This is a genomic window from Ruegeria sp. YTSA075 (assembly GCF_059610245.1).
Map to the genome: position 1 here is coordinate 15,356 of NZ_JBXWNG010000005.1, position 22,253 is coordinate 37,608.

Annotated in this window: 27 protein-coding genes; 3 read left to right on the forward strand and 24 right to left on the reverse strand. The window is 58.4% G+C overall.

Going from position 1 to position 22,253, the window contains the following annotated elements; translation table 11 throughout:
- Positions 1-27: 27 nt before the first annotated feature.
- Positions 28-1,428: a diguanylate cyclase gene (locus AC2FGE_RS11015; RefSeq protein WP_496819274.1), complete on the forward strand. Its 1,401-nt coding sequence runs from the start codon at positions 28-30 to the stop codon at positions 1,426-1,428.
- Here AC2FGE_RS11015 and AC2FGE_RS11020 read toward each other — a convergent pair.
- Genes AC2FGE_RS11020 through AC2FGE_RS11035 form a run of 4 tightly spaced genes read right to left on the reverse strand, consistent with a single transcriptional unit; the run spans position 1,425 to position 3,329 of the window.
- Positions 1,425-1,898: a periplasmic heavy metal sensor gene (locus tag AC2FGE_RS11020; protein WP_496819275.1), complete on the reverse strand. Its 474-nt coding sequence runs from the start codon at positions 1,896-1,898 to the stop codon at positions 1,425-1,427. The genes AC2FGE_RS11015 and AC2FGE_RS11020 overlap by 4 nt on opposite strands.
- Complete coding sequence (locus tag AC2FGE_RS11025) at positions 1,895-2,248, reverse strand: hypothetical protein (protein WP_496819276.1); 354 nt, start codon at positions 2,246-2,248, stop codon at positions 1,895-1,897. The genes AC2FGE_RS11020 and AC2FGE_RS11025 overlap by 4 nt, the downstream gene beginning before the upstream one ends.
- Positions 2,241-2,855, reverse strand: a complete 615-nt coding sequence (locus AC2FGE_RS11030; RefSeq protein ID WP_496819277.1) for an RNA polymerase sigma factor — start codon at positions 2,853-2,855, stop codon at positions 2,241-2,243. The genes AC2FGE_RS11025 and AC2FGE_RS11030 overlap by 8 nt, the downstream gene beginning before the upstream one ends.
- A gap of 6 nt (positions 2,856-2,861) precedes the next feature.
- Entirely contained in the window at positions 2,862-3,329 is a 468-nt protein-coding gene (locus AC2FGE_RS11035) for an EF-hand domain-containing protein (RefSeq protein WP_496819278.1), read from the reverse strand.
- Between the two features lie 202 nt (positions 3,330-3,531).
- On the opposite strand from AC2FGE_RS11035, the gene AC2FGE_RS11040 reads away from it, so the two are divergent.
- Together AC2FGE_RS11040 and AC2FGE_RS11045 are read left to right on the forward strand one after the other, a co-directional pair.
- Complete coding sequence (locus tag AC2FGE_RS11040) at positions 3,532-3,930, forward strand: DUF983 domain-containing protein (RefSeq protein ID WP_496819279.1); 399 nt, start codon at positions 3,532-3,534, stop codon at positions 3,928-3,930.
- Positions 3,931-3,958: 28 nt separating this feature from the next.
- Positions 3,959-4,660: an NUDIX hydrolase gene (locus AC2FGE_RS11045; protein WP_496819280.1), complete on the forward strand. Its 702-nt coding sequence runs from the start codon at positions 3,959-3,961 to the stop codon at positions 4,658-4,660.
- Positions 4,661-4,668: 8 nt separating this feature from the next.
- On the opposite strand, the gene AC2FGE_RS11050 is transcribed toward AC2FGE_RS11045, so the two are convergent.
- The 20 genes from AC2FGE_RS11050 to AC2FGE_RS11145 form a co-directional block, all read right to left on the reverse strand.
- Positions 4,669-6,336, reverse strand: a complete 1,668-nt coding sequence (locus tag AC2FGE_RS11050) for a ribonuclease J (protein ID WP_496819281.1) — start codon at positions 6,334-6,336, stop codon at positions 4,669-4,671.
- A complete protein-coding gene (locus AC2FGE_RS11055) occupies positions 6,333-7,112 on the reverse strand; it encodes a type III pantothenate kinase (RefSeq protein WP_496819282.1) in 780 nt (259 codons plus the stop codon). The genes AC2FGE_RS11050 and AC2FGE_RS11055 overlap by 4 nt, the downstream gene beginning before the upstream one ends.
- A gap of 11 nt (positions 7,113-7,123) precedes the next feature.
- Positions 7,124-7,873: a biotin--[acetyl-CoA-carboxylase] ligase gene (locus tag AC2FGE_RS11060; protein WP_496819283.1), complete on the reverse strand. Its 750-nt coding sequence runs from the start codon at positions 7,871-7,873 to the stop codon at positions 7,124-7,126.
- 53 nt (positions 7,874-7,926) lie between these two features.
- Complete coding sequence (gene nuoN, locus AC2FGE_RS11065; protein WP_496819284.1) at positions 7,927-9,369, reverse strand: NADH-quinone oxidoreductase subunit NuoN; 1,443 nt, start codon at positions 9,367-9,369, stop codon at positions 7,927-7,929.
- 15 nt (positions 9,370-9,384) lie between these two features.
- The gene (locus tag AC2FGE_RS11070) at positions 9,385-10,929 is read right to left on the reverse strand and encodes an NADH-quinone oxidoreductase subunit M (protein ID WP_496819285.1); all 1,545 of its coding nucleotides are present in this window, start codon (positions 10,927-10,929) and stop codon (positions 9,385-9,387) included.
- Positions 10,929-13,052 (reverse strand): NADH-quinone oxidoreductase subunit L, encoded by a 2,124-nt coding sequence (gene nuoL, locus AC2FGE_RS11075; protein WP_496819286.1) that lies wholly within the window; start codon positions 13,050-13,052, stop codon positions 10,929-10,931. The genes AC2FGE_RS11070 and nuoL overlap by 1 nt, the downstream gene beginning before the upstream one ends.
- A 7-nt stretch (positions 13,053-13,059) precedes the next feature.
- A complete protein-coding gene (gene nuoK / locus AC2FGE_RS11080; protein ID WP_005984024.1) occupies positions 13,060-13,365 on the reverse strand; it encodes an NADH-quinone oxidoreductase subunit NuoK in 306 nt (101 codons plus the stop codon).
- A complete protein-coding gene (locus AC2FGE_RS11085) occupies positions 13,362-13,910 on the reverse strand; it encodes a hypothetical protein (protein WP_496819287.1) in 549 nt (182 codons plus the stop codon). The genes nuoK and AC2FGE_RS11085 overlap by 4 nt, the downstream gene beginning before the upstream one ends.
- Before the next feature lie 35 nt (positions 13,911-13,945).
- Positions 13,946-14,548, reverse strand: coding sequence for an NADH-quinone oxidoreductase subunit J (locus tag AC2FGE_RS11090; RefSeq protein WP_085821135.1), 603 nt, complete (start codon positions 14,546-14,548; stop codon positions 13,946-13,948).
- Positions 14,545-14,955 (reverse strand): carboxymuconolactone decarboxylase family protein, encoded by a 411-nt coding sequence (locus AC2FGE_RS11095; protein WP_496819288.1) that lies wholly within the window; start codon positions 14,953-14,955, stop codon positions 14,545-14,547. The genes AC2FGE_RS11090 and AC2FGE_RS11095 overlap by 4 nt, the downstream gene beginning before the upstream one ends.
- The gene (locus tag AC2FGE_RS11100; RefSeq protein WP_496819289.1) at positions 14,948-15,352 is read right to left on the reverse strand and encodes a carboxymuconolactone decarboxylase family protein; all 405 of its coding nucleotides are present in this window, start codon (positions 15,350-15,352) and stop codon (positions 14,948-14,950) included. Before AC2FGE_RS11100 ends, AC2FGE_RS11095 begins: the two co-directional genes overlap by 8 nt.
- Positions 15,349-15,843 carry an NADH-quinone oxidoreductase subunit NuoI gene (gene nuoI, locus AC2FGE_RS11105; protein ID WP_353008116.1) on the reverse strand — a complete coding sequence of 165 codons (495 nt, stop codon included), beginning with the start codon at positions 15,841-15,843 and terminating at the stop codon, positions 15,349-15,351. The genes AC2FGE_RS11100 and nuoI overlap by 4 nt, the downstream gene beginning before the upstream one ends.
- 1 nt (position 15,844) lies before the next feature.
- Positions 15,845-16,882, reverse strand: coding sequence for an NADH-quinone oxidoreductase subunit NuoH (gene nuoH, locus AC2FGE_RS11110; protein WP_496819290.1), 1,038 nt, complete (start codon positions 16,880-16,882; stop codon positions 15,845-15,847).
- A 45-nt stretch (positions 16,883-16,927) separates the two neighbouring features.
- Entirely contained in the window at positions 16,928-18,949 is a 2,022-nt protein-coding gene (gene nuoG / locus AC2FGE_RS11115; RefSeq protein ID WP_496819291.1) for an NADH-quinone oxidoreductase subunit NuoG, read from the reverse strand.
- 7 nt (positions 18,950-18,956) lie between these two features.
- Positions 18,957-19,388 carry a DUF5333 family protein gene (locus tag AC2FGE_RS11120; RefSeq protein ID WP_496819292.1) on the reverse strand — a complete coding sequence of 144 codons (432 nt, stop codon included), beginning with the start codon at positions 19,386-19,388 and terminating at the stop codon, positions 18,957-18,959.
- Positions 19,389-19,405: 17 nt separating this feature from the next.
- The gene (locus tag AC2FGE_RS11125) at positions 19,406-19,810 is read right to left on the reverse strand and encodes a DUF5333 domain-containing protein (protein ID WP_480827639.1); all 405 of its coding nucleotides are present in this window, start codon (positions 19,808-19,810) and stop codon (positions 19,406-19,408) included.
- Between the two features lie 98 nt (positions 19,811-19,908).
- Entirely contained in the window at positions 19,909-20,298 is a 390-nt protein-coding gene (locus AC2FGE_RS11130; protein WP_496819293.1) for a hypothetical protein, read from the reverse strand.
- Positions 20,298-20,714, reverse strand: a complete 417-nt coding sequence (locus AC2FGE_RS11135) for an MAPEG family protein (protein ID WP_496819294.1) — start codon at positions 20,712-20,714, stop codon at positions 20,298-20,300. The genes AC2FGE_RS11130 and AC2FGE_RS11135 overlap by 1 nt, the downstream gene beginning before the upstream one ends.
- 5 nt (positions 20,715-20,719) lie before the next feature.
- Positions 20,720-22,018 carry an NADH-quinone oxidoreductase subunit NuoF gene (nuoF, locus tag AC2FGE_RS11140; protein WP_496819295.1) on the reverse strand — a complete coding sequence of 433 codons (1,299 nt, stop codon included), beginning with the start codon at positions 22,016-22,018 and terminating at the stop codon, positions 20,720-20,722.
- 6 nt (positions 22,019-22,024) lie between these two features.
- Positions 22,025-22,252 carry a DUF5337 domain-containing protein gene (locus tag AC2FGE_RS11145; RefSeq protein WP_170532293.1) on the reverse strand — a complete coding sequence of 76 codons (228 nt, stop codon included), beginning with the start codon at positions 22,250-22,252 and terminating at the stop codon, positions 22,025-22,027.
- Position 22,253 lies beyond the last annotated feature (1 nt).

Genomic DNA, 22,253 nt, shown 5'->3' on the forward strand with positions numbered 1-22,253 from the left:
ACGCATGCAATCAATGGGTGAGCAACAATGTCCGTGCAGGGAACCATCCTTGTCCTCGACGGGGTATCAACCAACCGCATCATGCTGAAGGTTCAGCTGACGGCGGCCTGGTACCATGTGGTACAGGGGGAACGGCTTAAGGGTCTAGGGGCGCTCTTGCGGCGGACCCGGCCTGATCTGGTGCTCACTGCACAATCCTTGCCGGACGGGACGGCGGCAGATGTTAAGAAACGGATTCTAAGCGAACCTGACCTGGGCGATGTGCCGGTGATTGCCCTTGCCCCACAGAATGACAAAGCCGCCCGCCTGCGCGCGCTAGAGGACGGCCTGGATGATGTTATGACCCATCCGTTCAAGGACACCCTGCTACTGGCCCGCGTTCGCAGCCTGTTACGCGCGCGCGCGGATACGCAGGATCTGCGCGTTAATCACGGGACGCAGAGCATCGGATTTGCGGAAGAAGCGAGCGCCTTCATTACACCTTTCAAACAAGCGCGGGTTGATATCCTGTCCCTGACCGCTCAAACCGGCGCTTCGTGGTGCAAAGACCTTTCTGATAAGTCACCGCATTCCGTTGCCTGGCACACGCAATCAAGTTTGCAGACGCTCTTGTCCGGACCACCCTCTGACGCAATTATCATTGAACTGGATACCAACCCATCGGGGCTGAACATCCTGGCTGATCTCAGATCACGCAGTGCGACGCGTCATACGGTTCTGATCGGCGTTCTGACCGACAAGAACGCGGCCATGGCATCCGATGCGCTGGATCGCGGGGCAGATGCCGTTTGCCTCGGAGGGTATTGCGCGCAGGAGATTCAGCTGCGACTTGCCAATCAGTTGGCTCGCAAAACCCGCATTGACCAAATGCGCGCCTCTTTGAAACGCGGGATTGCGGATTCGTGGATCGATCCTCTGACCGGCTTGCACAACCGCCGCTACGGGATGCACGCGATGGCGCAAATGGCGCGCCAATGTTCCAAATCCGGGCGCGGGTTTGTCGTGATGCTGGCCGATCTTGATCATTTCAAAACCATTAATGACCGTTTTGGCCATGCCAGCGGTGATTTGGTACTGACGCAGGCTGCCGAGCGTATGCAGCAGGTGCTGGGCGACGCAGGCTTTGTCGCCCGTATCGGCGGCGAGGAATTCATGATCGGCGCATCAAACATGTCGCGCGCCCGCGCGCTTAAGCTTGCCGAAGCCCTGTGCGACAGTATCTGCGACCGGCCCTTTCACCTGCCCGACCACAAGCACCCGGTCTCAGTCACGATCAGCATCGGCCTTAAACATGCGTTGCCGGCAGACCTGTCCGGGGGCACACAGCCCGAACCTGTGGACAGGCTTCTGAAATCGGCGGACAAAGCGCTGTATGCTGCAAAGAAGGCTGGGCGGAACCAGGTCCGGATCAGGCAAAGCGCGGCCTAGCCTCCCCTCTTTTTATCCTTCTGGCCGCGCGCGACCACCTCTTGCAGGCGATCGGCGTATTTCTGACGTTCGGCATCCGTCATCGCAGCCACACGGGCCAGCCAGCGAGTTTTCAGCTCGTCCTGAATTTCAACCATCGAGCGGGTCTGTTGCTGCAGTAGAACCTCAACCGCAGCCGGGTCAAACGGAACAGCCCGCAAGGCTTGCGACATGGTGGCGAAATCCTCGGCCCGATCCTTGGCACCCTTCCTGTGCAGCACAGACAGTTCCCGCCACATGGCATTGCGCTCGCCTTTCGGCAATGCGCGATACAGAGCAGGCCCAAAGCCCGGCGGCGCCTTGGCGTGATCGCTTCCTTTCAAGCGCCAGGCGGTTCCTGCGGCCATTCCAATGACCAACAAATTCAAGGCCAGCGAGATGACCAGAACAATCGGCATCCAACGCCACTTTGGTTTGGCTTTCGCGTTCATTCCGAAGCCTCCAGAAAACTTGTGTCAAATCCCAGATCCGAGACCAGATAGGCCGTACCCTGCCCCCCAAGAAAGCTGGCCGGATCAGGCAGAAATGCAGGGGCTGAAAATCCGATCCAAACCCCGGCGGCACTTGCGGCAATCAGGCCGCCCAAGCCCTGCCATCCGCCAAGCTGGCCCGTGATTCGAGACCAGAGGTCTTGTGTCGGCCTCGACTGGTTCGAAAGGCGTTCAAGCCGAACCGCTTCGGCGTCAGTCTGTATCCGCACAACCAGATCATCCGGCAACGCATCCCGGCGCTGTCGGGCCTCGGCGAACAGATGATCCAGTTCCATATCCTTATCAGCCATTCTTGTACCCCAGTTCATCTCGTCGTTCGGCCAGAAGCGTGGCCAGACTGCGTTTCCCCCGCGCGGTCAGACTTTCAACCGCTTCTACCGAAATCTCCATGATCCCGGCAATCTCGGGGTTGGATAATTCCTCGATATGGCGCAGCACGACTGCTTGCCGCTGTCGATCTGACAACATATCCAACGCTGCCTGCAACGCATCCTTGCGCGCCGCGTCTTGCATTTGATCGACAACATCGACTTTGTCATCCTCTGGCTCCGGCACATCTGACAACGGCTCAGGCCGTTTCTTGCGCCGAAGATCTGTGCAAAGGTTCAGCGTCACCCGATAGAGCCATGTAGAAACCTTGGCCTGGCCGGGCACCCAATCGGGCGCCATCTGCCACAGTCGCATCATCGCATCCTGCGTGACATCCTCAGCCTCCGCCCGGTTTCCCAACACGCGCAACGCGACCGAATAGGAGCGCGGGCCAAGCCGGTTGGTCAAAATCCGCGCCGCGCCCGCATCGCCATCAGCAAAGCGCCTTAGCAACGCATCGTCGCCAAGTTCGGTTGCGGCGGAGGTGCCACCGCAACCGGTCTGGGGGTGGGAGGTCAGGTCCTCCATCCCGCATCAGCTATCGTCGGCGTCCGCTTTCTGGCGCTTCTTGTGATGTCGGCCCATTTTGTCTTTTGCATCGGCAAATTCCTGTTCCGAAATGCTGCCGCTGTCATCGGCGTCGATCCGGTCAAACATCTTGTCAGCCCGGCGCGGTTTCGGCAACTCATCATCGCTCAGAAAACCATCCCCGTTCGCATCATGCTTTTCGAACATCTTGGCAACCCGGTCGCTGGCTTTTTGCTGCGCTGCGGCCTGCATTTCATCGACGCTCAGTTGACCATCGCCATCGGTATCAGCGGTTGCAAACCGTGCGTTGCGATGGGCCGTCATTTCATCCTTGGTGATCTGACCGTCCCCGTTTGCATCCAGTTCCTGAAACGAGGGCGGCTGACGATCCTTGGGGCCTGCCGCCAGGGTTGATGTACCGGTGATCGCGACCGCCGCGAGAACAATCCCAGAGATGAATTTTGAGTTTTTCATAGGTCTTTCCCCTTGTTGACGCGGCCTCATTGCCGCTGCTCATACCTATTCAAACGTCCCCCGCAGGTATTTCCGTCGCTTCGATCAGATTTTTTTGTGTCCGATCCGAAAAAAAGCGCATCGACGCAAAGCGACGCACCCCCCTTTTAACTCGCACCATTCGGGCGCAATATCTGCAAAAGGCGAACGCGTGAGTATTGCTATGGACCAAACAATCGACAAATCGACCGAAACCGCAGATGAGCGCGAGACTTGGCCCGCGCTGGTCAAAGGGTTTCGCTGCAAGTGCCCCAAATGCGGTGAAGGCAAGCTGCTGCACAGCTATCTGAAAGTGAATGACCACTGCGAAAACTGCGGGCAAGAGCTGTTTCATCACCGCGCCGATGACGGCCCGGCCTATCTGACGATTCTTCTGGTTGGTCACCTGCTGGCACCTGTTCTGCATGTCTCGTATGTGCATTGGCGGCCGGATCCCTGGACCATGGCGATCAGCCTCTCGATCGCTTGTGTGGCGCTGTCCTTGTACCTGTTGCCCCGGCTGAAAGGGGCTGTTGTGGCCTATCAATGGGCCCGTCGTATGAACGGGTTTGAAAAGGCCTGATGCCTCCCTCCGCCGGAACCACCCACGCATGAGCATCGACAAGACCGCGATACGAGACGCCGCAACGGTCATCGTGTTGCGCGACAGGCTGTCTGATCCGTCGATCCTGATGGGGCAGCGCGGCAAGAATGCGGTGTTCATGCCGAACAAGTTCGTGTTTCCAGGTGGTGCGGTTGATCCGGCGGATGCCGACATCCCGCTTTCAGATGCTCTACCCGCCCTCTGCCATGATCGCCTGGCCGAGCATTCCGAACCTGACATGCAATCGGCACTGGCCGCCGCAGCGATCCGTGAGTTGTGGGAAGAAACCGGGCTGATCCTTGGTCGACCCGGCAAATGGCAAGGAGAGATCCCAGCAGACTGGTCCGGCTTTGCCCGGTCAGGTTTCCTGCCATCGGCCAATGCATTGCAGTTTGTGTTTCGCGCAGTCACCCCACCGGGTCGGCCCCGCAGGTTCGATGCGCGGTTCTTTCTGGTGGATGCGGATCAGATCCAAGGAGATCTGGACGATTTTAGCCGTGCCTCCGATGAGCTGTCGCATCTGCAATGGGTCAAACTGAACCGCGCCCGCGATCTGGACCTGCCCTTCATCACCGAGGTTGTGTTAGCCGAAATCGAAACCCGTGTCGCGGACCCCAGCCCGCCAGCATCTGTGCCATTCTACAGCAACAATGACGAGGCGAGCCTGTTTTTCCGTCTGAGAGGCGTTCCAATGCCAGATGTCGACTGACGCCCGTCTTACTTCATTCGGCTGATCACAACGGTTACTTCGGGCTTTTTGCCGATCTCGGTTTTTGCTGTCTGGCGCACGATCCGACGCATCGCCTCTTCTAGCTTATCGTCATCTCGCAATGTCCCGGCCTCGGCCCGCATCAGGAACTGGTTCAGGTCTTCTTCCAGCACCTCGACTAGCGCCGCGCGTGATGTTCCAATCTCAGGCAGACCCATCGTGTCGCACCAGGGCTCACCCAGCGGTTCGTCCTCTTCATCCAGTATGACGGTCACTGTCACATGGCCGTTCAACGCCATCCGGATACGATCACGCACGATCCCATCCAGCGCCCCGATTTTGACGGTGCCATCCAGATAGGTGCGTCCAGTCTCAATATAGTCCACGACCTTTGGTGCATTGCCCGTCAGGTCCAGCATGGTTCCGTTTACCGCCAGAACGCCTGTCCGCCCGCCAGCTTCGGCCAACTTCGCATGTTCGCGTAGATGGCGGTGTTCCCCATGCATTGGAACTACGAATTGTGGATCAACCAACGCATGCACCTTCTCAAGATCAGGCCGGTTGGCGTGGCCCGAGACGTGATAGAGCCCCGAGCTGTCGTCCATCACATCAACGCCCTTTTCGCTGAGCTGGTTCATGATGAAAATCACGCCACGCTCATTGCCGGGGATGGTCTTGGACGAAAACAGGAACAAATCGCCCTTTTTCAACTCGATCCCGCGATACTTGCCACGTGCCAGCTGCGCACTGGCGGCGCGGCGTTCGCCCTGACTGCCGGTCACGATCAGCATCAGATTCTGGCGCGGCAGGTCCACCGCTTCTTCGGCGCTGATCACTTTGGGAAAGTCCGACAGAATGCCGGTTTCTGTCGCCGCTTCGATCATCCGACGCATGGCGCGGCCCAGCAAAACAACCGAACGCCCGGCCCTCTGCCCCGCCTCGGCCAGCGTCTTCACCCGCGCCACGTTCGACGCAAAGGTGGTTGCGACCACCATGCTTTCGGCGCTTTCGACCAGCTTGGTGATCTCGGGTCCGACCTCGGATTCCGAGCGCCCGGCATGGGTTGAAAACACATTGGTGCTGTCACAAACCAGCGCCTTCACGCCCGATTTGGCGACTTCGGCCCACAGGTCCGGATCAAAAGGCTCGCCGACCACCGGGTTCGCATCCAGTTTGAAATCGCCCGAATGCACGATCCGACCCGCAGGTGTATCGATCACCAGTGCAGCGCTTTCGGGGATCGAATGAGAGACAGGCAGGAACCCAACCGTGAAGGGGCCAACCGACACTTGCTCAGGCCAGGCCGAAGCCGTGTGCACGGCGTCCTCGGGGTGGCCGTGCTCCTCCATCTTGCGACGGGCGATATTGGCGGTGAAAGCGCGCGCATAGATCGGCGCCCCCAGCGCCTTATAGCAATGCGCAACGGCCCCTACGTGATCTTCATGCGCATGGGTCACGAACACGGCCTCAAGCCGGTCGGCGCGGTCCCGCAACCACGAGATATCGGCATGGATCAAGTCCACCCCCGGTGTGGTGTCCATATCCGGAAAGGTCACACCCAGATCGACCAGGATCAGGTGTTCCTTGCCCGGCTCGCCATAGCCATACACATAGGCGTTCATGCCAATTTCGCCGGCCCCACCCAACGGCAGGTAGATCAATCTTTCGCTGCTCATGTCGAGCCATTTTCCTTATTATAGCGATGGACCACCGTCAGGCCGTGCATCGTCAGATCATCTTCGATTGCGTCGAACCCCACGTCGGCCTGATCGAACAAGGGCGCCAGCCCTCCGGTTCCAACGACTTTCATCGGCATTCCGTATTCGGTCTTGATACGGGCGATCAGCCCCTCGATCAGACCGGAGTATCCCCAATACACGCCCGATTGGATACAGCCAACCGTATTCGTACCAATCACCTTGTCCGGGCGCGTGATATCGATATGCGGCAGGGCTGCAGCGCCCTGGTGCAGGGCCTCAAGGCTGAGGTTCACACCCGGTGCAATGATGCCCCCAACATAGGCGCCGTCAGCGGCCACAACATCGAAATTGGTGGCCGTGCCGAAATCCACGACAACAACATTGCCGCCATGGCGGTCAAACGCACCAACGGCATTGGCCAGGCGGTCCGGCCCCGGGACCGTACCTTCGTCAATACGCGGCGGCACCGGTAACAAGCAATCGGGTTTGCCAACAACCAGCGGACGACAGCCAAAGAACCGATCCGCAAAGATACGCAGGTTGAAGACAACACGCGGCACAGTCGAGGCGATGATCACATCGCTGATCTCGGCCTCGATGCCATAATGTTTCACCAGCGTCGAATACCAGGTAAAATAGGCGTCAGCGGTACGCGAATGATGGGTCGAGGTACGCAGCGTGCACAGGAATTTCTCGCCGTCCCAGATTGAGAACACAGTGTTCGTATTACCGCAGTCGATGGCCAGAAGCATCTGAGCCCCCTTCAGAAAAACACGTCCGCCGCGGGAATGCTGACGCGGCCTTTCGCGGTGTTTAGGACAAGGTTGCCCCCCGCGTCTACCGTTTCAAAGGTGCCCACGGTTTCGGACGTCGCGGTACGGGCCGTGATGACCTCACCCAGGCGGGCCGCGCGGGACAGCCATGCGGTGCGGATGGGCTCGAACCCATAGGACATAAATTGCGCCTCAAAACGCGCAAATGCGGCGGCAAGTTCGGTCAGGAAATCTTCGGGCGAAACCTGCGCTCCGGTCTCGGACAAAAGCGAGACGGGGCGCACCGCGCCGGGCTCGACCATATCCGCACCCGGAGCATCCACAAGGTTTACGCCAATCCCAATCGACAGATGCTCGACACAGCGCCCCTGCCCTGTGCTTTCCAGCAGGATACCGGCCAGTTTGCCCCCGTTCAGCAACACGTCATTGGGCCATTTCAATGCCAGGCCGGCCGCACGACCAGTAACCGCAACACAGGCATCAAACAGCGCCAACGCGGCCACAAAGCTTCGCAATGCGGCCTGTTCGGGTTCACCACCAGGGCTCATCAGCAGCGTCGTCGCCAGATTACCTTTTGGGTGCGTCCAAGCCCGACCCCGCCTACCGCGCGCGGCGGTTTGGTGATGCGCCATGATCCAAACAGGCCCCTGAGCTTGCGGCGCCAGACGGGCCGCCTCGTTCAGGGTACTGTCGACCTCCTGCACAATGTGCAGGCCATATCCATCTGGCCAACTGCTCATGTCAAAAAGGCCCGATCATGCGACCGAGCCCTTTCACGCTTAAGCGGAGCGGATCAGTTGACAAGCGTCGCCGCAGCGGCAGCCGCTGCACCCTCAACCCCGAACTGGTAGAACACGCCCACCAGCATCAAAGCGGCCGAGCCCATCAGCGCCACCCATAGAACAGGCGTCGAATGCGTCTCAATCGGTTCTTCGTTTTCCTCGCCAAAATACATGTAGAACACGATCCTCAGATAATAAAACGCCCCGATGACCGAGGCGATCGCCGAAACGATAACCAAACCGGTCAGACCCGCGCTGACACCCGCTTGCCAAACACCGAATTTGGCGAAGAAGCCCAGCATCGGCGGCACGCCCGCAAGGCTGAACATCAGGATCAAAACCGCCAGTGCCTTGCCGGGCTCGCGTTTGGAATACTGGCGCAGAGCATCAATATCTGTGACCGGTTTTCCGTCCCGCTCCATCATTAGGATGAAAGCAAAAGTGCCGATATTCATGGTCACGTAGATGGCCAGATACATCAGCATAGCCTTGATGCCCAGCTCAGTCCCTGCGGCCAGACCGATCAGCGCATAGCCCATATGGGCGATCGACGAAAACGCCATCAGACGTTTGATGTCGCGCTGACCTATGGCCGCGACTGCACCCAACAGCATCGACAGAACGGACAGCAGCACGATCACCTGCTGCCAATCCTTCACAATGCCGCCAAAGGCATCATGCAACAGGCGCGCGAACAGTGCCATGGCGGCCACTTTGGGCGCGGTGGCGAAGAAGGCGGTGATCGGGGTCGGAGAGCCCTCGTACACATCGGGGGTCCACATATGGAACGGCACGGCAGAGACTTTGAAGGCCAGCCCCGAGATCAGGAAGATCAGACCGAACAGCAAACCGATTGAGACCTCTCCGGCCTGTACGGTTCCGATGATGCCCGAGAACAAGGTTGTTCCGGTGAAACCGTAAACCAGCGACGCACCATACAGCAGAAGGCCTGAGCTGAGCGCGCCCAGAACGAAGTATTTCAAACCTGCCTCGGTTGACTTCGCACTGTCGCGGCGCAGTGCGGCTACGACGTAGAGCGCCAGAGACTGCAGCTCCAAACCCATATACAGCGACATCAGATCGCCTGCGCTGACCATCATCATCATGCCAACAGCGGCCAATGCGACCAGCAATGGGTATTCGAACCGCAGCAGGTCGCGGCGGGCCATGTAGTCCTGGCTCATGACCAGAACAGCAGCGGCAGAGAGCAGGATCGCAACCTTGGCAAAGCGCGAGAACCCATCGTCGATGAACATGCCGTTGAAGGCGACATTCGTACCGTCCCCATTGGTGGCAATCCAGAAGGACAGCAGCGCCATCAGGCCCGCTGTTGTCCAGACCAGAACCGGAGCCAGCCCGTCTTTGGTGGTGTAGACGGCCCCGATCAAAGCAGCCATCGCATACACGGCCAGAACAATTTCCGGCAGGATTATTGTCAGATCAGCCTGGATCATGTCTCCAAAGCTCCCTTAATGCGAGGCGGCCGACTGGGTCGCGGCCTCTGCCGCGGCCAGAGCCGTGTCATAGTTCGAAATCAGCGCGGCGGTGGATTGCCCGATCACATCGGTCACCAGCGATGGGTAGACGCCCAACAGGATGGTCATGATGATCAGCGGAGCAAAGATCAACCGCTCGCGCGAACTCATGTCGGTCATCGCCTTCAGGCTTTCCTTGATAAGATCACCAAACACGACCCTACGGTAGAGCCACAGCGCATAACCGGCCGAGAAGATCACGCCGGTCGCCGCCACTGCGGTCACCCAGGTGTTGACCTGGAAGGCACCCATTAGGGTCAGGAATTCTCCGATGAACCCGGACGTGCCCGGCAAGCCCACATTCGCCATGGTGAACAGCATGAACACCAGCGCATAGGCGGGCATGCGGATGACCAAGCCCCCGTAAGCCTCGATGTCACGGGTATGCATCCGGTCATAGATCACGCCAACACACAGGAAGAGCGCGGCCGAGATGAACCCGTGGCTGAGCATCTGGAAGATCGCGCCATCGATACCCTGCTGGTTCGCCGCAAAGATGCCCATGGTCACAAAGCCCATATGCGCGACCGAAGAATAGGCGATCAGCTTCTTCATATCCTCCTGCACCAGCGCCACAAGCGAGGTGTAAACAACCGCGATGGCTGACATCCAGAGCACCAGATCGGTCATCACAGCCGATCCAATCGGGAACATCGGCAGGCTGAACCGCAGGAAGCCATAGCCGCCCATCTTCAATAGGATCGCCGCCAGAACGACCGAGCCCGCTGTCGGGGCCTGCACGTGTGCATCCGGCAACCATGTGTGCACCGGCCACATCGGCATCTTCACCGCGAAGGAGGCGAAGAACGCCAGGAACATCAGCGTCTGCATACCGCCGACGATATAGACACCCAGCACACTGAACCCATCGGACGAGAACTGATGGGTCATCAGCGCCTCGATATCCGTGGTGCCTGCGTCTGCGTACATGGCAACCATCGCCACCAGCATCAGCACCGAGCCGAGGAAGGTGTAAAGGAAGAACTTGAAGCTGGCGTAGACCCGGTTCGCACCGCCCCAGATGCCAATGATCAGGAACATCGGGATCAGGCCAGCCTCGAAGAACAGGTAGAACAGCACCAGATCCAGCGCCATGAACACGCCCAGCATCAGCGTTTCCAGCAGCAGGAATGCGACCATGTATTCCTTGACGCGGTCGGTCACGTTCCAACTGGCCAGAATGGTCAACGGCATGATGAAGGTGGTCAGCAGAACGAACAGAACGCTGATCCCGTCGACACCCATCTTGTATTTCAGGCCCATCAGCCATTCACCCTCTTCCACCATCTGGAAGCCGGTATTCGAGGGATCAAAGCCGGTGTAGATGCCAATGGATACAAGGAAGGTTACGGTCGTCGCGAGTAGGGCGATCCACTTGGCATTCCGTTGTGCCGCCGCATCATCGCCATGCAGAAACAGCGCCAGAATGCCAGCTGCAATCGCCGGGATGAAGGTAACGATGGAAAGGATATTGTCCATTACTGCTGCCCTCCGCCGATCGACATCCAGGTCACAAGGGCCGCGATGCCCAGCACCATCCAGAAGGCATAGGTAAAGATATACCCGGTCTGCGCTTTGCCTGCGAGGCGGGTGAAGAAGGGAACAACACCCATTGCTACTCCGTTCAGGAAGCCATCGATTGTGTTGCCGTCGCCGCGCCTCCACAGGAAGCGGCCAATGGCGATGGTGGGTTTGACGAAGATCGCGTTGTAGATTTCGTCAAAGTACCATTTGTTCAACAGGAACAGGTACAGCGGGCGCTGGTTTGCGGCCAGTCGGGCTGGCAGCGTGGTGTTCACGATGTAGAACCAATAGGCCACGACAAAGCCCAGCAGCATCGCCACGAAGGGCGAGACCTTGACCCATTTCGGAACTGCATGGGCATCGTCCAGCACCGTGTTGTCGGGCGCGATGTACAACGCACCCTCACCCGGCTCACCCGCAAACACATAGTGATGGTCACCATGATCATCTTTCTTGCCATGACCCGCATCGTCGCCATGTGAGTCGTCAGCATGTGCATCGTCGGCGTGACCCTCATCTGCGTGGGCGTCGCCATGCGCTGAGGCCTCAGCCACCGGAATGCCGTAGAACTTGCCCACCTTATCGGTGTGGCCGAAGAAGTTGTTATACCAGAGCATCCCGGCAAAAACCGCGCCCAGCGACAGAACGCCCAGAGGCACCAGCATGACCATCGGGCTTTCATGCGCATGATCATGCGTATGTTTGTCCCCACGCGGTGCGCCGTAGAAGGTCAGGAAGATCAGACGCCAGCTGTAGAACGAGGTGAAGACCGCCGCGATCACCAGCATCCAGAATGCGTATCCTGTGCCGCCAGCAAAGGCGCTTTCGATGATGGCGTCTTTTGACAAGAACCCGGCGAAACCAAAGGTCGTTAGCGGAATACCAACACCGGTGATGGCCAGCGTGCCGATCATCATCGCCCAGAATGTATAGGGGATCTTCTTCCGCAGACCACCGTATTCCGTCATCTCTTGCTCATGATGCATTGCGTGGATCACAGAACCCGCGCCAAGGAACAACAGCGCCTTGAAGAACGCATGCGTCAGCAGGTGGAACATCGCCGCCGAGTACATGCCGACGCCTGCGGCCACGAACATGTAACCCAGCTGCGAACAGGTCGAATAGGCGATGACGCGTTTGATATCAGTCTGAACCAATCCCACGGTCGCCGCAAAAAACGCGGTCGAGGCCCCGAGGAAAGTGATGAACGCAGTTGCACCCGGTGCGAACTCCATCAGCGGCGACATGCGGCAGACCAGGAAGACGCCAGCTGTGACCATGGTTGCGGCGTGGATCAGGGCCGATACAGGGGTCGGGCCTTCCATTGCGTCCGGCAACCAGGTGTGGAGGATCAACTGCGCCGACTTGCCCATCGCGCCGATGAACAGCAGCACGCAGATCACCTCAATCGCGTTCCATTCACCCCAGAGGAAGGTCAGTTGCGTTTCGGCCAGTGTCGGGGCCGAGGCGAAAACGTCCGAGAAATTGATACTGTCGGTCAGGAAGAAGATCGCGAAGATCCCCAGCGCAAAGCCGAAATCTCCCACCCGGTTGACGATAAACGCCTTCATGGCCGCCGCATTGGCGCTGGACTTGCGGTAATAAAAACCGATCAGCAGATACGAGGCGACGCCCACGCCCTCCCAACCAAAGAACATCTGCACGAGGTTATCGGCTGTCACCAGCATCAGCATCGCGAAGGTGAAGAAGGAGAGATAGGCAAAGAAACGCGGCTTGTAGCTCTCGCCCTCACGCCATTGCGGATCGTGATCCATGTAACCGAAGGAATACAGATGCACGAGCGCCGATACGGTCGTCACCACGATCAGCATGATCGCGGTCAGCCGGTCCAGACGGATCGCCCAGCTTGTCGACAGCGAGCCGCTCTCGATCCAGCGCAGGATTTCGATCTGTTGGGTCTGGCCGTCGAAGGTCAGGAAAACAATCCACGAGAGCAGACAGGCCAGAAACAGCAGGCCCGTGGCGGTCCACATGGCGGCTTTCTCGCCAATGAACTTCCAGCCGAACCCGCAGAGCAGCGCACCCACCAGCGGGGCAAAGAGGATGGTGGTTTCCATAGTTCTCTTAGCCCTTCATCATATTGACGTCTTCAACCGCGATGGTGCCGCGGTTGCGGAAGAAACAGACCAGAATGGCCAGACCAATCGCCGCCTCGGCCGCCGCAACGGTCAGCACGAATAGCGTGAACACCTGCCCGACCAGATCGCCGAGGAAGCTGGAAAACGCCACGAGGTTGATATTCACCGCCAGCAGCATCAGTTCGATGCTCATCAGCAGGATGATGACGTTCTTGCGGTTCAGGAAGAGACCGAAGATGCCGATGACGAACAGCGTCGCCGCGACCGTAAGATAGTGTTCAAGTCCGATCATAGCTTCGCTCCTGGCGAGTCGGGGTAGTAGAGTTCGCAGCCGCAAAAAGCGTCCATCTGATTTCGCTTTTTCATGCTACCTATTAGCTCCAGCCGGTTGGTCGAAATCCCGTATCCGTTTTTGTTTGCCAATTCTTGGATTTCAGGAATCGTAGACTTGGAGGTCAATTTTAGATTTCCGTATGGAGGAAACAACAAATCTGCCGACGTCGATTTTCCCTTAAGATCGATCCCAGGGTGATTGTTTGTGTTTGCCGGACATACTCCACTGACTTCGACGACCACTTTCGAATTACAGTCGGTAATGACTACACTTTCGTAAGTACCACAACCGCTTGATATCCAACGCTGACCAACCCGACCGCCTCCTATGTCGACAGCAGAGTTAGCCTCCAAGAAGTGACCCCATTCATCACCAGCGTTCTTGAACGAACAGTCTGTCGAAACACTAATCCTCTTATCGACATGCCCAAAAGGTTTGGGGGCCATTTCACAGACAATAACGTTGCAATCCTCCGCCAAAGCTGGACCCACCGACCACAGCATTGGCGCTAGCGTTGCGACTATTTGCAAAGCGCGGTTCACAACCCCTGCCCCGGTTTTACGTCCTTCAACTCCATCGCCTTGGCCGGGTCGCGCATCATCTGGCCAATGATGTCTTGACGCTTGATGTCCTTGCGGTGGCGCAGCGTCAGAACGATGGCGCCGATCATGGCCACCAGCAGGATCAGGCCCGCCAGTTGGAACAGAAGGAAGTATTGATCATAAAGGATGACACCCAGCGCCTCGGTATTATGGCGGTCCACTGGCACCGGCTGCGCCAGATTGGCCGCCGCGCCCTGCGCGCTGTCCCATGCGCCAAAGGCCATGACGAACTGCATCAGGATGACCAGACCGATCAGCAAGGCCAGCGGCATATAGCGCGCCATCTCGGCCTTGAGCTCGGCAAAGTCCACGTCCAACATCATCACCACAAACAGGAACAGCACCGCGACCGCGCCCACGTAGACGATGATCAGCAGCATCGCCACAAATTCGGCCCCCAGCAGCACGAACAGCCCCGCCGAGGACAGGAACGACAGGATCAGCCACAGCACAGAATGCACTGGCTGGCGGCTGATCACTGTGAACAGCCCGCCGGTGATGGCGCTGATGGCAAACAGATAGAAGGCAAAGACGGTCATTGATCCTCATCCTCGTTATCGCCCATGACCTCTTGCGCCAGATCCAGCGCGCGGGTCATGGCCGGGATGCCGGCAAAGACCGACATCTGGCCGATCGTTTCCACGATCTCTTGTTTCTTGGCACCCGCCTCAAGCGCATGCCGCACAGTCTGGCGCACCGCCGCATCCGCCTGCGCTCCCTGACAGGTCAGCCCGGCCAGCGTCAGCAGCAGGCGGGTCTTGGCATCCAGCCCGTCTTTGTTGACGGTGTTGCCGAACATCATCTCCATGACCTCTTTCGGCATGGTCGGCCACAGCGCCTCGAACCCTTTGGGCGAGAAGCTTTCCATCGCCGGGTTCATCGCCTTGGCCATGTCCTGAGCCTGCTTCATCATCAGCTCGAACGGATTTGTCGGAGCGTCAGTCATCTGTCGCCTCTTCCGCCTCAAACACCTCAATCGCTGCGTTCATTGCATTGATCATCGCCGGAAATCCACCGTAGAGTGTCATCTGAAAGATAATCTCGCTGATCTCCTCGCGCGACGCGCCCACGGCGCGCGCGCTAGCGATATTGACCTTGAGCTGCGGTCGGGTCTGCCCGCCAAGTGTAGTCAGCGCTGCGATAGTAGCCAACAATCGGGTCTTTTCGTCTACCACTCCGCGATCATAGAATTGGCCATAGGCCACATCCACAACAGTGCGCGAAAGGCCCGGTACCAGCGCATCATAGCGGGCGCGCAGAGCGTCCTCCATGCCGGGATTGACCTGTTCGGACAACGCCTTTCCGCGAGCGTAGGTGCTGGTCTGTGGATCAGTCAATGTCATCGGTATGGCGCGTCCATTTCCAGATTGCGGGCAATCTCGGCTTCCCAGCGTTCGCCGTTGTCCAGCAGTTTTTCCTTGTCGTAGAACAGTTCTTCGCGGGTTTCCGTGGCGAATTCAAAATTCGGGCCTTCGACGATGGCATCGACCGGGCAGGCCTCTTGGCAGAAGCCGCAATAGATGCATTTGGTCATGTCGATGTCATAGCGCGTGGTGCGGCGGGAGCCATCCTCGCGCGGTTCGGCATCAATGGTGATGGCCTGCGCCGGGCAAATCGCCTCGCACAGTTTGCAGGCGATGCAGCGTTCTTCCCCATTTGGATAGCGGCGCAGCGCGTGCTCCCCCCGGAAGCGCGGGGACAGAGGGCCCTTTTCGTGCGGGTAGTTCACGGTGGCCTTGGGGGCGAAGAAGTACTTCATGCCCAGCTTGAAGCCGACCCAGAAGTCTTGCAGCAGAAAGTATTTGGCGGCGCGGGTGTAGTCGATTTGTGTCATATCAGCCTCCTACGCTCCAACGGGCAAACGCGCCCCAGAACCAGTCGAATTTCGCCGCAAAGGCCACGAACACCACCCAGACCAACGAGAAGGGCAGGAAAACTTTCCAGCCCAGCCGCATCAGCTGGTCATAGCGGTAGCGCGGCGTGATCGCTTTGACCATCGCGAAAAGGAAGAAGAAGAACGCCATCTTGGCGATCATCCACAGCACGCCATCGGGCAGGCCCGGGATCGGCGACAGCCAGCCGCCAAAAAACAGCAGCGTGGTCAGGGCGCACATCAGGAAGATGGCGATGTATTCTCCGGCCATGAACAGCAGGAAGGGCGTGGCCGAGTATTCGACCTGATAGCCTGCAACCAGTTCCGACTCCGCCTCGGGCAAGTCGAACGGCGGGCGGTTGGTTTCGGCCAGCGCCGAGATGAAGAACAGGAAGACCATCGGGAAATGCGGCAGCCAATACCAGCTGAAGAAGCCGAAGGAACCATCTTGCGCACGGACGATATCGCCAAAGTTCATTGACCCGGTTGAGATGATGATGCCGATAATGATCAGGCCAATTGAAACTTCATAAGAAATCATCTGCGCGGCAGAGCGGAGTGAGCCAAGGAACGGATACTTTGAGTTCGACGCCCAACCACCCATGATCACGCCATAAACCTCTAACGAGGAGACGGCGAAAACATACAGAATGGCGACGTTGATATCCGACAGGACCCAGCCATCGTTGAACGGGATCACCGCCCAGGCGATCATGGCCAGCACAAAGGACGTGAGTGGTGCAAGGATGAATACCGTTCGATCCGCCCCCGCCGGGATCACGACCTCTTTCACCACATATTTCAGCGCATCCGCCACCGTTTGCAGCAGGCCATAAGCCCCTACTACGTTAGGGCCTCGGCGCATTTGGACGGCGGCCCAAATCTTGCGGTCGCCGTACACAAGGAACAACAGCGAGATCATCACAAAGGCCACAACCGCAAGCACTTGGGCCAGGATGATCAGGGCGATGCCGCTTGGGGTGTTAAAGAAGTCAGCCATTGGTCCTCACACCGTGGGTCGTCGGGGATATGTCAGCGGTTCGGATCATTCTGCGGCGATCCTGTCGGTTTTTAAGGCTTTGGCCTGCGCCGAAAGCTCGGCCATCAGTTGCGAGGCGCGGGCAATCGGGTTGGTCAGGTAGAAATCCTTGACCGCATTGCGGAATGTCGCGTCGCCCAATGCACCGGCTTCCAGCGGCTGCACCTCGTTTTCGATCACCTCGTCGATGCGGGCCAGATGTGGGACCGCTTCGATCAAGGCCGTGCGCAGTTGCGCCAGTGAGTCGTAGGGCAGCGTTGCGCCCAATTCTGCGGAAAGGGCCCGCAGGATGGCCCAGTTCTCCTTGGCGTCGCCCGGTGCGAACCCGGCGCGCATCGCCAGTTGTGGGCGGCCTTCGGTGTTCACGAACAGACCGTTTTCTTCGGTATAGGCCGCGCCCGGCAGGATCACATCGGCACGATGCGCGCCCCGGTCGCCGTGGCTGCCTTGGTAGATCACAAAAGCACCGTCGCCGATTTCAACTTCATCCGCACCGAGGTTATAGATGACATCCGCCGCGCTGATCGCCTCCATGCCGCCTTCATTGGTGGCATCCACATCCATCGCACCAACGCGCGCGGCTGCGGTGTGTAGAACGATCAAACCGCTTTCCGTATTCGCGGCAATGGCTTGCGCTGCGGCCAAAACAGCGGCGCCATCCGCTTCTTGCAGCGCGCCCTGCCCGACAATGACCAAAGAGCGCTTGGCCCTAATCTGGTCATCGCCGCCCATGTCGGCAACTTTTTGCAACGCCGCGCGATCATCGCCCACATGGTGATATTCATAGGTCAGATCAACAGCCGAGCCGACCAGCGCCACATCGGCCCCATGCGCCCAGGCCTTGCGGATACGGGCGTTCAGAACCGGGGCTTCATCGCGAGGGTTCGTGCCAATCAGCAGAATGCGTTCAGCGGTGTCGATATCTTCAATCTTGGCCGTTCCGGCATAGGCACCGCGATTGCCCGCAGGCAGTTTGGTCCCATCGGTGCGGCATTCGACAACGCCACCCTGCCCTTCGATCAGCTGTTTCAAGGCGAATACGGCCTCAACCGGGGCCAGGTCTCCGATGATACCGGCAGGTTTGTCAGCCCCCTTGAGCGCCTCAGCCGCCTTGGTCAGCGCCTCGGGCCAGGACGCAGGCCGCAGCTTGCCGTTTTCACGGATATAAGGCGTATCCAGACGCTGACGGCGCAGACCATCCCAGACGAACCGCGTCTTGTCACTGATCCATTCCTCGTTCACGCCATCATGGTTGCGCGGCAAAAAGCGCATTACTTCTCGGCCCTTGGTGTCCACGCGAATGTTCGAGCCCAGAGCGTCCATTACGTCGATACTCTCGGTCTTGGTCAGCTCCCAAGGACGGGCCGTAAAGGCATAAGGCTTCGAGGTCAGTGCCCCAACCGGGCAAAGATCGATGATATTGCCCTGAAGGTTCGATTCCAGCGTCTGGTTCAGATAAGAGGTGATTTCGGCATCTTCCCCGCGCCCGGTCTGACCCATCTGGGTGATCCCGGCGACCTCGGTCGTGAAGCGCACACAGCGGGTGCAGCTGATGCAACGTGTCATCGCGGTGCCGACCAGCGGCCCCAGATCCAAATCATCCACCGCCCGCTTCGCTTCCTTGAAGCGCGAACCCGATACGCCATAGGCCATGGCCTGATCTTGCAGGTCGCACTCGCCGCCTTGGTCACAGATCGGACAGTCCAGAGGGTGGTTGATCAGCAGGAACTCCATCACCCCTTCGCGCGCCTTCTTGACCATCGGCGAGTTGGTCTTGACCATCGGTGGCTGCCCTTCCGGACCGGGGCGCAGATCGCGCACCTGCATCGCACAAGAGGCCGCAGGTTTCGGCGGTCCGCCGACAACCTCGACCAGGCACATGCGGCAGTTCCCGGCAATTGACAGACGCTCGTGATAGCAAAAGCGCGGCACCTCGACCCCGGCTTGTTCACAAGCCTGGATCAGGGTCATCGCGCCATCGACTTCGATTTCTTGGCCGTCGATATTGATCTTGCGGAGGTCAGACATTGTGACGTTACCCTTTCAGGAATGTGCCAATGGCAGAGCCTTTGGCGATCTCGCGTCGGCCCGCCGAACACATGGTTTCCGGCACACCGATGACGATCCCGTTGCTTTGGATGTACCGGATTGCATCGTCCTGAATCCGTTTCCGAGGCAGATTTTGTTCAAGATATTTAAAGTCGCTTTCCTGATACCCTTCGGCTTCAAGATCGTCAGCCACCGCTTTCATGCTGTTCGCGATCTGTGGCCGGTTCATCGACAATGAAGGGCATCCGATTGAGATTTGTTCGGCCATCGCATTGGCGAAGGCAACATTGTACAGGTTTTCCGGCATTTCGGTGCGGAACGGCGCACGTGCGGCCGCCACCTCAGGCGACTCGCTGGCGGTGGTCTGACATCCCGCCACAACAAGCAGAAGCAATCCGCCGAGAAGAGTTTTTTGCACTGCCCTGAAACGCATCGTCAATTCGCCCTCAGATAGACGCCGATGGCGCTGTTTCTTTGAATTTCGGACTGCCCCAGTGCGCAAAATGAGTTCGGTGTGTCATAAGACACTCCGTTTTGCGCCAGATAGGCCTCGCCCTTGGCACGCATCCGGTCTTTTTCCGAGTCCGATTCCACATAGGCGCGGATTTCCTTGTCGGAATATCCTAATTTGTGGGCTTTGGACCGCAGCCCCCACATCACATTGATCGCCTTGAGACGTCGACCGCTGATCGAAGGGCAATATTCAGAAATCTCATTTGCGATGGCGATATAGTACAGCTCGTTGTCGATCTCATGAACATCGCGCAGGGGAGGTTTGGCTTCGGCTGCGATTGGTAATGTCAACAGAACGGCCAGACCTAAGGATTTTGCTACAGACATGTTCTTTCCTTTTGTTTTGGGTTCCCCAAAACAAAGGCCTGACGGTCTGCTATGCGATAGCAAACCCCTAATCATGCGCTGATATGCAAAAACACAGATCATGGTCGCTGGCATGTTCCTGCAAAAGAAAGCTTGTCGTCGCTGATCTGAAGCTGATCCGGTTCGGTATCAGGCCCGACCTTCCATTCGATACGGGAGGAGCCGAATTGCTCGATACAGTACTTCGTGCCCTCATAGCGCCCGGCTTCACGCGCGCCGTTCAAGGACTGGGAGACGCCGTTCACGACAACGGTAAAATCAGTCGGGGCCTTCTTCTTGTCTACAGGTTTGGCCTTGGCACGAAAGAAATTGCCTTCGAACTGAACCCGATCACTTGACTTTGTGATCGTACCACAGGCCGACACAAGCGCTAAGGCTGCAATAACAACGCAGGTACCTGAACGAATGCGCCCAACCGTCGACCAGTTCACTTTATCCTTGCTCCTCATCAAAACGCCGCCGCCAAAGCCATGACCCCAATCACAAACATGCAGGCCCAGCTCAGCACATAAAAGATCGAACGGATGCCCGAATTTGGCTTACCAGTTCCGCGAATATGGACAACCAGCATCGCCAACCGCGCAACCAGAGCGACCGAAGCCAACAGGTTCACCCAAAACGGGCTCACCCCCAGCAAAATCGCGGCAATTGTTACCGCGACGAAAGCAGGCAGCGTTTCTGTTCCGTTCAGATAGGCCCGGTTCAGGCGATAGGCCCGGTCGGCATAGTCCTGATCAGGCGTCGCACCTGGTGCCAACCCTTTGCTTTGTTTCGCCATCGCCGTGAGGGGCGACAACAACAACACGACCAGTGTGAAAATCACAACCGAAGCAACAGCATGAGAGTAATCTGCAAATAGGTCCATATTTCTTACTCCGCTGCTATCGCGCTTGAACGGCCCGATTTCTGGGCCTTGATGCGATCTTCGATTTCGTCGCGGAAGTTGCGGATCAAGCCCTGGATCGGCCAGGCCGCTGCATCACCAAGGGCGCAGATCGTGTGGCCTTCGACCTGTTTGGTCACGTCAAACAGCATGTCGATCTCTTCCAGCTCGGCCTCGCCGCGCACCAGACGGTCCATCACGCGCATCATCCAGCCCGTGCCTTCGCGACAGGGCGTACACTGCCCGCAGCTTTCGTGTTTGTAGAATTTCGAAAGGCGCCAGATCGCCTTGATGATGTCTGTGGATTTGTCCATCACGATCACCGCCGCCGTTCCAAGGCCCGAGCCCAGATCGTTGCGCAGGTGGTCGAAATCCATGATCGCATCGCGCATGTTCTCACCGCGCACGCAAGGAACCGATGAGCCACCCGGGATTACCGCCAACAGATTGTCCCAACCGCCGCGAATGCCGCCGCAATGGGTTTCGATCAGTTCCTCAAAAGAAATCGACATCGCCTCTTCGACGACGCAGGGGGTGTTTACATGGCCCGAGATCGCAAACAGCTTGGTGCCTGCGTTGTTCTGACGGCCAAAGCCCGCAAACCAATCCGCGCCCCGGCGCAGGATGGTGGGCACCACGGCGATGGATTCCACATTGTTCACCGTGGTCGGACACCCGTAAAGGCCAGCGCCCGCCGGGAACGGAGGTTTCATCCGCGGCATGCCCTTTTTGCCCTCAAGGCTTTCCAGCAGAGCCGTTTCCTCGCCGCAGATATAGGCCCCGGCCCCGTGATGCAGGAACAGATCGAAATCCCAGCCCGAACCAGCGGCGTTCTTGCCCAACAGCCCGGCGTCGTAAGCCTCGTCAATCGCGGCCTGCAGAGCCTCACGCTCGCGAATGTATTCGCCGCGCAGGTAGATGTAGCAGGTATGTGCATTCATCGCGAAGGATGCGATCAGGCAGCCTTCGATCAGCGTGTGCGGATCGTGGCGCATGATCTCACGGTCCTTGCAGGTGCCTGGCTCGGATTCGTCCGCGTTCACAACCAGATAGGCCGGGCGACCATCGCTTTCCTTGGGCATGAAGGACCACTTCAAACCGGTCGGGAAACCCGCGCCACCGCGCCCTCGCAAACCGGAATCCTTCATCGTCTGAATAATCCAGTCACGGCCCTTTTCGATCAATCCAGCCGTACCATCCCAATGCCCGCGAGCTTGCGCGCCCTTAAGCGTACGCTCATGCATCCCGTAGATGTTGGTAAAGATCCGGTCCTGATCCTTCAGCATCGCGTGTTACCTTCGGCTTTCCTGACGCATGCGCCAGAGTTGAAATATGTTGACGCCCGCATAGATGAACCCGGCCAATGCGGCGAGGTCAAAAAACAATGCGTGGCGCGTTGTCAGCCCCAAAGCGGGACCGATGAACAGGTTCATGGCAAGCCAGATCGCCATCGTCACGGCAATGACGATGCCGATATGTCGGCCCTTGCGGGCGATGGCCTGTTCCTTATCCGTGTCCATC